Raw genomic sequence first — 12,732 nt, forward strand, 5'->3', positions numbered from 1 at the left:
GTTCCACTCGTTCCAACAACGCTTATTAATGTCCAAAAATTATCCATAATAACACACCAACAAAAATCAAAAGACTGACAGTTGGACTGACATACCACACGATATCCCAAAAGGTAATCTGCTCCATTCGTTCAATGGTCCGATACATTATATCAAACCGAAGCACACCGTCGCATCCATCCATCTCATAGACGGGGGGAACGGCAACCTTTCGGGGTCTGCCTCTCGGTCTCTTGATTCCCTTATTATCTGGAAACTGCTGGACCTTGGATTCAATGAATTCATTCAAGTCCTGAACCCTGAATCTCACATCCCTCTTTCCGTATGATATCTTACGGGGACCGATACCTAACCACATCAGATTCCTGAGCCGTCCCGGACTAATCCCAAGATAAGTCGCCGCCTGATCATATTTCAGGACAGCAGGTCTCAATGGGAACAACTCAGGAACATCAGACATTTGCCAATGATATCATTACACTGGTGAATGAACCACTTCGCGCCATTCTTGCGCCATTTCTGCGCCACTCTGAAAGTGAAGACACGTGACAAACAGTGATATCAGGGGATATAATAGTGTTATGTTTGAACCGCTTAGGAGAATAAGAAATGGAGGAAATTAAGGTTTTTTTGCCCTCTCACGGCGGCAACAGGGGTTCGAATCCCCTATGGGACGCCAATTTTATTTGGCAATGTTATCAGTGGCTTACAGCCAAAGCAGCCGTTCCTACCCACAAATTAAGTAGTGATTTTGGATCAATTCCCGGCCAATAGCGATTCTGGCCCGCGGATAGTTCGCCTCGTGGCTCTCACAAAATCTTATACAATCCGCTTCATCCGCGTAGGGTGCGCTTGATGTTTTTGACCGAATTTTCATCACTCTGACTGAATAGTCAGGACGGTCAAAAAACACACCGGACATCAGCCTCCCTGCCCAAAAAGGGGCTTTTTCCACTATGTCGGACGCACGAAAAGCGGACTGAACTCAAAACTGCATGCCGTGTGGGGGGGCATGGTCGTTCGGACTATCTGCCTCTAATCACAAGGCACGTGAGTGACTTCAAAAGTGCAGACGTTCCTCTGAAACCATCTTCCCGATGAAACAGAAGAAGTCATTGGGGGAGGAACTATGACAGCAACCGGCTTAGGTAGGCACCTAAAACAGAACATCATAGCCTGTATCGATCGAAAACATGTTCGTAAAATTTAAAGAGTGACAGAGCTTTATGCCAGATATAGCGGACGCGCTTACACATTTATGTCCGTTATCCACAACGCAGTAGACGTCATTTTCTGGCTTAAAGAATACGACGCACAAGAAAACTTTAGTGAGATAAATTATCCCTTTCGGAAACAGTGTTTTTCCGAAAGGGATTGCTTGCAGGATTACTTATCCTGAAGGGCTCTTTCTCCGAGTTTTGTCAATTCGCTCCCCTCAACACCTTCCGGGTTGCGGGTTGCTTTCTTGGCGATCTCTTTCTCTTCTTCTGTTGCGTGTTCACCGCCTTTGAGGACGTGTTCAGAGAGGCGGATAATCTCTTCTTTCGTCAGCAGTTTTGGTGAGTGAATCGCCTTGCGGGCGAGATCGCGTAGGGAACTGGAGGCGTGGGGGACATGATCATGCGACATGGGGATGTCTTTCGTGGTGAGTTATTATAAAACGCAGGCAGAACTCAATTTTTCATTGCGATTTGTCTACGTTTTATTTGTAAGGTTAATGTAAACCTGTGTTGGTGTGTGTGGGTATTATTATATCAGGCAGCAGCATTGCGGCATGGGTCGATTGCAACGCTTGCTTCACTGGTCAAAACGCGGAAGACGAAACTTTCCTGAAGATACAGTTCAACCTGTTCCGCCGTGTGACTAAGGTAACCGATGGAAAAATCCTGACCAATATCGAGAGCCAGATCGCCGCCACGCAGGGAAAGGACGAAAGCTCCGGATAAAGCGGGCGCTTCCACGATTTTCCCGTCAATCATTCCCTCGATATGTTTGCGCACGGGATATCCGGCATCATCGCCGCTATCGATGGCTCGAAATTCCTGTGCACCCAGCACAAGCGCATAAGGGCCATTCACGCCAGCGAGGCGGAGAGCGTTGAGCGCATCGGCGATCACGCGCGGATAGTCTTTGACGGAAGAGGGAAGAGCAAGACGGGCATTGGATGTTGCTGCCCGGATGCCCGGAATGCCTGCGCTCGCATATCCGTCAAAAATGGCGCGATCTTCGGCAAAGGCGATCTTTTTCGCGGCGTCTTTGACGGGTTGCCAGTCGGAATCGTCAGCCCCACGTTCCACGGCGTCAATTTCCTCGCGGGACAATGTAAAGGGCACACGTAGCTCAACGAGAGGGAGAATCTCACGCCGCACGGCCTGAATGCTGCTTTCGGGCGCGTCGATCTTTTTGCTGCGACCGGTGCCAACGCCTGCGAAGGCATACCCCTTTGGCTCGGACGTATCGACCACACGCCGTCCCGCCAGGTAACGCCGGATGGTGCGTGCGGCTTCCTCCTCGATCTGGGCCCAGGCGGCACTGGAAACTGGGGCAAGATGCCGATGAAGATTGTTCATATCAGAGTTCCTCTTTCAATGAACCGATGCCCAGAGAGCCATCGGTGCTGTGCGTTTCTTTGATGTCTGGAGAGTTTGAGGCGGAGGAAGGCTCATCCGTATCGTGGGTTGCCGGGGCTGCTGGCTGGAGATCCGGTGCACTATCCAGAAAATCTGATGTGGGAATAAAGAACAGGGTTCCCGTCACGGCCGTGCTGACGTCGAGAATTCTGTCGTAATTTCCAGCCGGTTTTCCAACGAACATGTTCTGGAGCATCTGTTCGGTCCGGGCGGGAGAACGGGCATATCCGATGAAATATGTGCCGTATTCCCCTTTGCCGACTTCACCAAACGGCATGTTGTCACGGACGATCTGTAATTGCTGTCCGTTTTCCTCGATGTTCGTGAGAACATTATGGGCGTAGCTGGGCTTGGCGGCATCTGCGAGTTCAATGTCCGACAGCTTTTTCCGACCGATAATGTTTTCCTGAACTTCAACCGGGATCGCGTTCCATTTCTTCAGGTTATGAAGATACTTTTGTACAATGACATAGCTGCCACCCGCAAAGTCCGGGTCTTCATCCCCGATGATCGTGGCATCGATTGCCACCTGACCGGCGGGATTCTCTGTGCCATCCACAAACCCAAGTAGGTCTCGTTCATCAAAATATTTGAAGCCGTGAACTTCATCGGTTACCGTTGCGGCACCTTCAAGTCGCGAAACGATGTTTTTCGCGAGTTCAAAGCACAGATCCATCCGGGTGGCGCGAATATGGAAGAGAAAGTCACCCGGTGTTGATGGAGCGTGGTGTACTCCGTTGATTTCCTGAAACGGATGGAGATCCTTTGGTCGCGGGCTGCCAAACAGCAGATCCCATGCTTTGGAACCAATGCCTGTGACGCAACTCAGCCGTCCATCCGGGATACGAAAACCGACGCCTCGCACCAGAGAGGATAGATCCCCCAGTAAATCGCGCACCTGATCGCCGGATGAAAACCCTTCATTCAGGGTCATGACAAGAAAAACCGCAGCCTGAGTCAGTCTGGTATCTACGGGTTGAGGTATGGCCACGGACAAAAGCTCCTCTTCGCGACGATCTCTCAAGACGATGAGAGACCCTGAACATAAATCGCTTACGGATCGTGGCAAGATGTGGAAGAGGTAAAATAACTATATCCGAAGAAAATCAGACATCATTATAACCTGCGCGCATAATAATATAAGCAAAAGGTCTTGGACGCGCCGTAACCGACGGATTTAGAAACAGGAATCGCTGCATGGTCTCACAGGACGAATAATGCTGCGATACTTTCCTCCCGTGGAGTGTTCACCCCGTAGGAGGAGAGGAACCGTGCAGATAACTGAGAGTTAAACATGTTGAGACTTATGGAAAGTGTTGGTGATGAATGCTCATGATGTGGCGCTGTTACTCGCGCGATTCCAGTTCGCCTTTACCGTGGGCGTCCATATCATCTTCCCGGCGTTTTCGATTGGTCTCGCGGCTTATCTCGCGGTGCTCGAAGGACTCTGGCTGACGACGGGGCGGGCGGTTTTTCTTGATCTCTACCGGTACTGGATCAAGGCATTTTCCATTGTTTTCGGTATGGGTGTCGTGTCGGGACTGGTCATGTCCTACGAATTTGGCACGAACTGGTCCGTATTTTCAAAGAAAGCTGGTCCGATTACCGGCGTTCTTCTGTCCTACGAAGTCATGACCGCGTTTTTCCTTGAAGCCGGTTTTCTCGGCATCATGCTGTTCGGCATGAACAAGGTCGGGCGGGGCCTGCATTTCGCTGCCACATGCTGCGTTTCGGTCGGAACCCTTATTTCCATGACGTGGATTCTGGCCTCGAATTCCTGGATGCAGACGCCGCAGGGTTACACGATTGATCCTGCAACAGGGCGTTTCATGCCAGCCGACTGGCTTGCGATCATTTTCAATCCCTCCTTCCCGTTCAGGCTTGTGCATATGGGGCTGGCGGCTTTCCTGTCTGTCGCCTTTGCGGTGGGCGCAACGGGTGCATGGCACATGCTGAAAGCGCGGCGGCAGGGCGCAATCGCGAGTGAACCCGTTCGGGTCATGTTTTCCATGGCCATGTGGATGGCCGCGATCATTGCTCCGCTGCAGATTCTGGCTGGCGATGCGCACGGATTGAATACGCTGAAACACCAGCCGGTAAAAATCGCGGCCATGGAGGGTGACTGGGAGACCGAAGGGCGGGCGTCAGAACTGCTTTTTGGCATTCCAAACATGAAAACCGAGCATACGGATTATGCGGTGAAGATTCCGCTGCTTGGCTCCCTGATCCTGACACACAGCCTCGACGGTAAGGTGCCGGGCATGAAGGATTTTCCCAAGGATCAGCGTCCGCCTTCTCCGATCATTTTCTTCTCTTTCCGTCTGATGGTGGCCTTGGGTGTGCTGATGATGCTGGTGGGGTTCTGGTCCCTGTGGCACCGCAGGAACAGCAGCCTGTTCACCAGTCCACTGTTTCATAAAGTGGTGCTGTGCATGGCGCCGGCTGGATTTCTGGCGCTGCTGTGTGGTTGGGTGACGACCGAAGTCGGACGTCAGCCGTGGACGGTTTATGGTCTTCTGAGAACTTCAGACAGTGTTTCGCCAGTGGTTCTTTCCAGCATGGCCGTGTCGATGATAGCGTTCGTCGTTGTTTACGTCATCGTGTTCGGCTCTGGACTCGGCATTCTGGTGCGTCTTCTGGGTCGTTCGCCACAGGAGGGGGAACATAACCTCAATCCCTCGGAAGCGCCGGATATTCTGGCCACCCGTATGCATCCCGATGTTGTGAATTCCTCTTCGGATGTGGAGCGCTAAGCTATGATGGATTTTGCACACTGGCTTCCGATCGTGTGGGCCATCATTCTTATCGCCGCCATCACGATCTATGTCATTCTTGACGGCTTCGATCTGGGTATCGGCATGCTGTTCCTTCTGGAACGGGATCAGGGTCGTCGGGACGTGATGGTCAACACCATTGCGCCGGTATGGGACGGCAATGAGACATGGATGGTGCTGGGTGGGGCCGTTCTTTACGGTGTTTTCCCCGGTGCCTACGCGACGCTTCTGCCGGCGTTCTACCTTCCGATCGTTCTGATGCTGTTGGCGCTGATTTTCCGGGGCGTCTCTTTCGAGTTCAGGATCATGACTCGAGGCACGGCCCGTGAAACTTTCTGGGAGAAAGGCTTCATGGCAGGATCGGGGATTGCCGCATTCTGTCAGGGCACCATTCTTGGCGGAGTGGTTCAGGGGGTGTCTGTAACCGATGGTGCTTTCTCGGGGGGCACTTTTGATTGGCTGACGCCGTTCAGCGTTCTGTGTGGCCTTTCCGTCATGTGCGGTTATGCGTTGCTCGGAGCGACATGGCTGGTATGGCGCACGACCGGCACACTGGAGGCGTCATGCCGCCGGTGGGGCGGCAGACTGGCGGTGGGCCTGTTTGCCTGCATCGTTGCGGTCAGCCTCTGGACCCCGATGCTGCATGCACCATATCTGCGTCGGTGGACAGAGTGGCCGAACATTGCATTTGTCGCGCCTGTGCCGGTTCTGGTTGTCATACTGGGTCTGCTGCTTGGCAGAGGGCTGCGCAAGGGGCATTCCCGCGTTCCGTTTCTCTGTGCTCTGGGCTGGTTTTTTCTCTGTCTTTCCGGTCTTGGTATTACAATCTGGCCCTATGCGGTGCCGCCGTCCCTGACGCTCTGGGATGTTTCATCGCCGCCTTCAAGCCAGTTCTTCCAGCTGGTCGGCACAGCAATCCTGCTCCCGATCATTCTGACCTACACAATCTATTCCTATCGCGTATTCCGCGGGAAAGTGACGGAAACAGATGGCTATCATTGAGATTGTTCGGGGAGACGGGGAGGGCGCTCCCCGTCATGCGGGCGTCAGGTTTGCCTGGTTTCTGGCAATCTGGGCGGCCAGCACAGGTCTTTTCTTCATTGTCGCATCCATCATCCACGCACTCGTGCCCAGATAAGAGGATGAAACGATGGAAAGCAGCGTTCTTGATCGTTCAGTCATTGCGATAAATTCTGGTTCGGGTGTGATGATCTTTGATTTTGAGAGTGATTTTGCCGGTTCGCTCCGGTGCATTCCAATGATCACACGTCAGAAACTCGACATCGTGGGAATAAAACTCAGCCTTCGACAGTGGAGCCGTTTCTCCCGTGAAGAAAGAGGCACCCTCACGGAGCTTTCCTGTGAGACACCGGATGAACAGACTGCGTATCGTGCTCTTGTCCTCCAGTTGATTGCAGCACGCAGTGATGAAGCGCCGACATATCTGCTGACGCAGAATTTTGATGACTGGCAGCGGAATGATCGCATGCCGGAAGCCGTGAAGGTGCAGTCTGTTGCAGATGGCGTTCTGCCTCCAACAGCAGAACAGTGGGCTGCGCTGACACCCTTGCAGCGTTTCTCTCTGATCAAACTCGCACGATCAAAGCACGAAAATGAAAATTTTGTTCCTGCGATGAAGGAATTCGGAATCCTTTAGCGCGGACACTGCGCTTCCCCAGTTTACCCAAGAGGGTCACGACCATGAGCAGAGAAAAAGAAGCCGAATTCAAACCTTATCATCATCCTGCAGGCGGATGGGGAGCGGCGGGAGCGACCGCAAAGGTGCTCATGGAGCAGAGTGTGCTCGTTAAGGGTTCACGTGGTTTGCTGGCGATGAACCAACCGGGTGGTTTCAAATGTCCAAGTTGTGCGTTTCCCGATCCCGACCACCGCAAGACGCTGGAGTTCTGTGAGAATGGCGCGAAGGCTCTTGCGCATGAGGCGACCAAAGCCCGTGTGACGCGAGAGTTTTTTGAAAAATATACCGTCACGGAATTGATGGAGCGCAGTGATTACTGGCTGGAAATGCAGGGACGGCTCACCGAGCCGATGCGTTATGATTCCAAAAGCGACAAATATGTGCCAGTAGCATGGGAAGATGCCTTCGCGCTGATCGGCAAGCATCTTCGCGCGCTTGAAAGTCCCCATCAGGCCGAATTCTACACATCTGGTCGCACGGCCAATGAAACGGCGTTTCTTTATTCGATTTTCGTGCGGGAATTCGGAACAAACAATTTTCCTGATTGTTCGAACATGTGCCACGAACCGACCAGCCGAGGATTGCCGCCAACCATCGGGATCGGGAAAGGGACGATCGTCATGGCCGATTTCGAACATGCGGAAGCAATTTTCGTTATCGGCCAGAATACAGGCACCAATTCACCGCGCATGATGACAAATCTCGTTGAGGCGAGAAAACGCGGTGTGCCTATCGTGCTTATCAACCCTATGCCGGAGCGCGCACTGATCCGTTTTACGGAGCCTCAGGATGTGCTTCAGATGGCGACTTTTGGGTCGACACCGATTTCCAGCGAATTTGTTCATGTGCGTATTGGCGGTGATCTTGCCATCTTCAAGGGTATGATGCGCGTGCTGTTTGAGGCGCATGATGCTGGGGAAGATGCGCTCGACATGGATTTCATCAAACAGCATACGGAAGGATTTGAAGCTCTCCGTGCTGATGTGATGCGTTACTCGTGGGAGGATATCACCCGTATTTCCGGTGTATCGGAAGAACAGATCCGGCATATCGCGAAAATCTATCAGAAATCGAAGGCAACCATTATCTGCTATGGGATGGGCATCACCCAACATCAGGAAGGGTCCCGGCTGGTACAGCAGATTGCCGCCCTTCTGTTGCTGCGTGGTAATTTTGGAAAGCCCGGTGCTGGCATTGCACCGATCCGCGGTCATTCCAATGTGCAGGGTGATCGCACGGTCGGAATCGATGAAAAGCCAAGTCAGTCCTACCTGGATCGCGTGCGGGATGCATTCGGATTTGAGCCACCTCGTGAGAATGGCCATCACGTCCTTGAAGCACTTGAAGCGATGGAAGCAGGCACCGCGAAAGTCTTTATCGGGATGGGTGGCAATTTTGCGCGTGCGGTTCCCGATACAGATCGATCCTATGCCGCGATGGCCAGACTGAATCTGACAGTTGGCGTTGCGACGAAGCTCAATCGTGGGCATCTTGTGCACGGAAAAGACGCATTAATTTTACCGGTTGTTTCGCGATCGGAAATCATCCGGACAGAGGCTGGTGAGCAGTTCGTGACCATCGAAGATGCCATGGCGAATGTCACGGCATCGCGCGGTGTATTTGAGCCAGTAACATCGCATGTGATGCCGGAGACGGAAATCGTCTGTCGGATGGCGATGGCGACGTTGCCACATTCGAAAACACCCTGGGACCGGTATATGGTCGATTACACGCTGATCCGGGACAAGGTCGCTGAAGTTTATCCGGAAATCTATTCTGATTTTTCAGAGAGAATCAAAAACCCAAAAGGTTTTCATCTTGAGATTCCTCCCCGGAACCGCGTCTGGAAAACCCCTAATGGCAAAGCGAATTTTCTGCCATTGCCCGGTCTGGAAGTGAATACGCCAGTCGAAGACACGGCGATGTTGCGTCTGGCGACCATTCGTTCACATGACCAGTATAATACAACAATTTACAGCAATAACGACCGATATCGAGGCGTTTACAACAATCGTCTTGTTATCTTCATGAATCGGGATGACATGAAGGACCGTGCACTTGAAAATGGTGCGGTGATCGGGTTGGAGACGTATAGCGATGATGGTTATCGTCGTTATGTCGATGGGTTTACGATCCTTGATTACCCGATGCCGCGTGGGGCGATTGCTGGATACTACCCGGAACTTAATCCATTGCTGCCGCTCGACTATTACGATGAGATCAGTGGTACCCCTGCCGCAAAGTCTATTCCAGTAAAAATTGTTCCCAGCCTTGCAGCCGCTGTGCCAATGCGCATTGCCAGTTAAAGATATCGCTGAGTAGAGCGATATCTTTTCTGCTTATCTCATCTGTTTCATAAACGGGGTTCCAACAAACTGTCTGACCCCGTTTACGTGATGCTGTTTCTGCACAACGCTAAACGGAACCCTTGCGCTCGTTTCGACTATGTTTTGGAATGGAAAATGTTTTTAAAACAACTCTATTATCTACGGGAAATTGAGCGGCATAAGAATTTTTCCAAGGCTGCGAAGGCATGCAACGTATCGCAACCCGCACTGTCTCGGGCTATTCGTCAACTTGAAGACGAACTGGGTGTTATAATTGTTGATCGCAAGAAGAAAGTCTTTGGCTTTACGGATGAAGGCGAACGTGTCCTCAAATGGGCTCATGATATTCTGAGAAGCGTCACGGAACTTCGTAGTGAAGTGACAATGTCACGTCAGGCCATTGCAGGTGTTATCAGGATCGGAGTTATTCCTACCGCCTGTCATGTTGCGCCCATATTGCTGGAAGAAATCAGCAAGAAGTGCGGTGATTTCGCAAGCAAGGTTTCTGTTTCCCCCAATATTTCCATTATTGAGATGCTTGCAAACAAAGAACTGGACATCGGCATCATGTATTATGATCAATGCCCACAGTCCAAGACTTTTGAAGTCCGTACATTATATGCTGAGCAACAGGTGCTGGCGGCAACGGATGCGTTTTCACTGCCGGATGGCGACTCCATGAGTTGGGAAGAGGCCGCGCAATTGCCGCTTGCCTTACTGAGTGGTGAAATGCGCTGTCGGCAGCTTGTTAATGTCGGTTTCCAGACAGCAGGTGTAGAACCGCGCGTGCGGCTTGAGACCAATTCACTGGAAATGATTCACGCTGAAGTCATGCTGGGCAAAGTGGCCACTATCCTGCCTATCTCATCTTTTCCTTTGCGTGTTCCCCCTTATGGCCAATTGAAGATGAGACGTCTTTCAGGTTTTTCTCCAGGCTCGATTGGTCTTGTTCGGTTAAGTGACAATTCAGTTTCAGATTTCACTGAAGAAGCTTGGCAAATTGCTTTGCAGACAAATCTGAAAAGTGAATTTGATCTTTTATGCGTCAAGTGATGCGACGCATTTAATCCTCGGTCTTGCTACGAAAAACAGAAAATCCCTCGCGTCCGGCGCCCTCCAGAACAGCGTCCGCCTGTGGCGTATGAATACGACCGCACAGGACATTGCGATAATGCCGTTCCAGTGGGTTATCCTGACTCAATCCGGGGTTTCCAGTCACTTCGACCGCGCGCGCGACGGCTGCAATTGCGTTTTCGGTGACGAGCCTTTTGATCTGGCCCGCTTCAGTAAGACTGATTGTTTGATTTTCTGCCTTCGCCAGAGCGAAGTCCAGTAATGCCTGATTGGTTAGCAGCAGACCATCTATTTCTCCAATTACTGCATGGAAACGCGGTAGTGTGGAAAGAGGACGTCCCAGTGCCGTGGGTACACGTCCTTCAAGAAATCCGATCAGCCACTCACGAGCGGAGTGAGCAATGGCGTTATAAAGCGCCGGGATGACAACCGTATGCCATGTAGCGAGAACAGGCGTTTCCGGATTTTGTCCACTCTCATGAAAATTTATCAGATAGCGCTCCGGAATCTCGACAGCTTCGAAAATGATCGTGTCGCTGCCCGTCGCGCGCATACCGAGCTGATGCCAGCTTTTTTCGATCCGTACACCCGGCAGGGAGAGAGGCACAAGAATCTGTCCGATGCGTGGTGTTTCTTCTTCTGTTGCGCCCCACACGACGCCCCAGTGCAAAGCTGACGATCCTGTCGAGAAAATTTTCCGTCCCGAGAGAAAATAACGGTCGCCCTCCCGACGCACGCGTGTAGCAGGAATGCCGCCACGCGCAGGGGTGCCAAGTTCCGGTTCAACCCGCAAAGCATTGACCAGAGCGCCGGAATTGACGATCGAATCAATCACCTCGTTGCGCACATCATCCGGCCATGTATCAGATAGGAGAATGGCGACCGTTTGCAGATACTGCATGGCGAGTATCAATGCTGTGGAAGGATCACCTTTTGCCACTTGCGATACAATCCGCGTGATCTGACGGAGGGTGATGCTTTTTCCACCCCGGCTCGCGGGCAGCGTCAGCCCGAGATAGCCGGCTTCGTGTAGATCAGAGAGATTATCGAAACCGATCTCGCCCAGCCTATCCGACTCCGCTGCCCGGGATGCAAATCGCCGTATAAGTTCTTCTGGCACATCCAGAGCGGTGACAGGAGTTTCAGCAATGCGAGATCCATCCATGGTGAAAATATCCCTGTTTTACTCTCAGTGAGTCAGATTCTGTTCGAATGCATCGTTAAGGCTATCCGTGCGTGTGATGAAACCCGCGGAGCGGTAAGTATCCACCACCTCTTCTTCGGCCCGGATAACATCGGGCGTTACAGGTACAGGCACTGCGATAAGCTTCTCGGCTACAGAGATCGCCACATTTTCTGGAATCCCTGTCTGCCGGGCGAGAATGCGTGAATATTCAGCCTGATGCTTCGTGCCCCAGTCATAGGCGGTTGTGATACGGAGATAAAAATCCGTCAGAAGCAATTTTTTGCTGGCGAGCGCATCTGTGTTGGCCACGAAGAAACTGTTGTTTGGCATCAGTCCGGCTGCATCTGTTACGATATGACCATGTCCGGAGATGACGGCGAGTGAAACGTAAGGCTCCCACGTTGACCAAGCATCGACACGTTTCGTATCAAGCGCCGCCTTTGCCTGAGCAGGCAACAAAAAAACGATTTGAGGCGCAGGGGCGGGAATGGCTCCTGTTGCCAGAAGGCGCAGCAGAAGCAGGTGGCCTATGGAGCCTCGTCCCGTGGCAATGCGTTTGCCGGAAAGCTGGGCGGGCGTGGTGATGGGTGAGCCTTCCGGCACTACGATTGCTGTGGCTTTACCGCCCCCACGTGGTGGAATAACCCAGGCTGCCTTCAGGTGAAGGCCCGCCCCCCACGCAAAAAGAAAAGGTCCGTCTCCCGCAATACCGGTGTCGACGGCTCCCGCACCCAGTGCCTGAAGAAGAGGGGCGGCGGCCTCAAATTCTACCCATCGGATGTGGTAAGGCAGATTCTGGTCCGCACCAGCGGCTTCCATCAAGGCCTTCTGCTGCCCTTTCTGGTCTGCGACGATCAGTTCGTCTTCAGCCTGTGCGGGCGAGCTGATCAATGTCGGCAGCAATATGGTGCACAGCAGCACGCAAATGCGCAGCAACTTCCTGGCTGTTCGTGAATGCGTAAAAAGCGGTTTCATCGGAACCACCCCACCATCAGGCATCATCAAGTTCAATCAAATCACACAAATATATGACATGAATATA

The 12,732-nt window shown here is 52.3% G+C and carries 12 protein-coding genes; 6 read left to right on the forward strand and 6 right to left on the reverse strand.

Going from position 1 to position 12,732, the window contains the following annotated elements; all coding sequences use genetic code 11:
• Positions 1–25: 25 nt before the first annotated feature.
• The 4 genes from ABF824_RS00815 to ABF824_RS00830 all read right to left on the reverse strand — a co-directional run bounded on the left by ABF824_RS00815 (position 26) and on the right by ABF824_RS00830 (position 3,621).
• The gene (locus ABF824_RS00815) at positions 26–460 is read right to left on the reverse strand and encodes a helix-turn-helix transcriptional regulator (protein WP_415485909.1); all 435 of its coding nucleotides are present in this window, start codon (positions 458–460) and stop codon (positions 26–28) included.
• A gap of 926 nt (positions 461–1,386) precedes the next feature.
• The gene (locus ABF824_RS00820; protein WP_415485910.1) at positions 1,387–1,629 is read right to left on the reverse strand and encodes a hypothetical protein; all 243 of its coding nucleotides are present in this window, start codon (positions 1,627–1,629) and stop codon (positions 1,387–1,389) included.
• Between the two features lie 125 nt (positions 1,630–1,754).
• Positions 1,755–2,570, reverse strand: coding sequence for a family 1 encapsulin nanocompartment shell protein (locus ABF824_RS00825; RefSeq protein WP_415485911.1), 816 nt, complete (start codon positions 2,568–2,570; stop codon positions 1,755–1,757).
• A 1-nt stretch (position 2,571) separates the two neighbouring features.
• Positions 2,572–3,621, reverse strand: coding sequence for a Dyp-type peroxidase (locus ABF824_RS00830; RefSeq protein ID WP_415485912.1), 1,050 nt, complete (start codon positions 3,619–3,621; stop codon positions 2,572–2,574).
• Positions 3,622–3,949: 328 nt separating this feature from the next.
• Between ABF824_RS00830 and ABF824_RS00835 the strand changes: the two genes are divergently transcribed.
• The 6 genes from ABF824_RS00835 to ABF824_RS00860 all read left to right on the forward strand — a co-directional run bounded on the left by ABF824_RS00835 (position 3,950) and on the right by ABF824_RS00860 (position 10,483).
• Positions 3,950–5,383, forward strand: a complete 1,434-nt coding sequence (locus ABF824_RS00835) for a cytochrome ubiquinol oxidase subunit I (RefSeq protein WP_415485913.1) — start codon at positions 3,950–3,952, stop codon at positions 5,381–5,383.
• Between the two features lie 3 nt (positions 5,384–5,386).
• A complete protein-coding gene (gene cydB / locus ABF824_RS00840; protein ID WP_415485914.1) occupies positions 5,387–6,406 on the forward strand; it encodes a cytochrome d ubiquinol oxidase subunit II in 1,020 nt (339 codons plus the stop codon).
• Positions 6,393–6,542, forward strand: coding sequence for a DUF2474 domain-containing protein (locus tag ABF824_RS00845; RefSeq protein ID WP_415485915.1), 150 nt, complete (start codon positions 6,393–6,395; stop codon positions 6,540–6,542). The genes cydB and ABF824_RS00845 overlap by 14 nt, the downstream gene beginning before the upstream one ends.
• 69 nt (positions 6,543–6,611) lie before the next feature.
• Positions 6,612–7,061, forward strand: a complete 450-nt coding sequence (locus ABF824_RS00850) for a nitrate reductase associated protein (RefSeq protein WP_415485990.1) — start codon at positions 6,612–6,614, stop codon at positions 7,059–7,061.
• 44 nt (positions 7,062–7,105) lie between these two features.
• Positions 7,106–9,409 carry an FdhF/YdeP family oxidoreductase gene (locus ABF824_RS00855; protein ID WP_415485916.1) on the forward strand — a complete coding sequence of 768 codons (2,304 nt, stop codon included), beginning with the start codon at positions 7,106–7,108 and terminating at the stop codon, positions 9,407–9,409.
• A 90-nt stretch (positions 9,410–9,499) separates the two neighbouring features.
• Positions 9,500–10,483 (forward strand): LysR family transcriptional regulator, encoded by a 984-nt coding sequence (locus tag ABF824_RS00860; RefSeq protein ID WP_415485991.1) that lies wholly within the window; start codon positions 9,500–9,502, stop codon positions 10,481–10,483.
• Positions 10,484–10,493: 10 nt separating this feature from the next.
• Here the strand turns inward: ABF824_RS00860 and ABF824_RS00865 are convergent, their stop codons facing one another.
• Both ABF824_RS00865 and ABF824_RS00870 read right to left on the reverse strand, forming a co-directional pair.
• Positions 10,494–11,669: an acyl-CoA dehydrogenase family protein gene (locus tag ABF824_RS00865; RefSeq protein ID WP_415485917.1), complete on the reverse strand. Its 1,176-nt coding sequence runs from the start codon at positions 11,667–11,669 to the stop codon at positions 10,494–10,496.
• Positions 11,670–11,693: 24 nt separating this feature from the next.
• Positions 11,694–12,626 (reverse strand): ABC transporter substrate-binding protein, encoded by a 933-nt coding sequence (locus ABF824_RS00870; RefSeq protein ID WP_415485918.1) that lies wholly within the window; start codon positions 12,624–12,626, stop codon positions 11,694–11,696.
• Positions 12,627–12,732 lie beyond the last annotated feature (106 nt).

The organism is Acetobacter sp., from assembly GCF_047721705.1.
Lineage (GTDB): Bacteria > Pseudomonadota > Alphaproteobacteria > Acetobacterales > Acetobacteraceae > Acetobacter.

What these genes read in the sequence shown, in the direction of transcription:
- ABF824_RS00865 (WP_415485917.1), bottom strand. Translation starts at nt 11,669, where the DNA reads ATGGATGGATCTCGCATTGCTGAAACTCCTGTCACCGCTCTGGATGTG.
- cydB (WP_415485914.1), top strand. Translation starts at nt 5,387, where the DNA reads ATGATGGATTTTGCACACTGGCTTCCGATCGTGTGGGCCATCATTCTT.
- ABF824_RS00820 (WP_415485910.1), bottom strand. Translation starts at nt 1,629, where the DNA reads ATGTCGCATGATCATGTCCCCCACGCCTCCAGTTCCCTACGCGATCTC.
- ABF824_RS00815 (WP_415485909.1), bottom strand. Translation starts at nt 460, where the DNA reads ATGTCTGATGTTCCTGAGTTGTTCCCATTGAGACCTGCTGTCCTGAAA.
- ABF824_RS00860 (WP_415485991.1), top strand. Translation starts at nt 9,500, where the DNA reads ATGCTGTTTCTGCACAACGCTAAACGGAACCCTTGCGCTCGTTTCGAC.
- ABF824_RS00825 (WP_415485911.1), bottom strand. Translation starts at nt 2,570, where the DNA reads ATGAACAATCTTCATCGGCATCTTGCCCCAGTTTCCAGTGCCGCCTGG.
- ABF824_RS00850 (WP_415485990.1), top strand. Translation starts at nt 6,612, where the DNA reads ATGATCTTTGATTTTGAGAGTGATTTTGCCGGTTCGCTCCGGTGCATT.
- ABF824_RS00855 (WP_415485916.1), top strand. Translation starts at nt 7,106, where the DNA reads ATGAGCAGAGAAAAAGAAGCCGAATTCAAACCTTATCATCATCCTGCA.
- ABF824_RS00845 (WP_415485915.1), top strand. Translation starts at nt 6,393, where the DNA reads ATGGCTATCATTGAGATTGTTCGGGGAGACGGGGAGGGCGCTCCCCGT.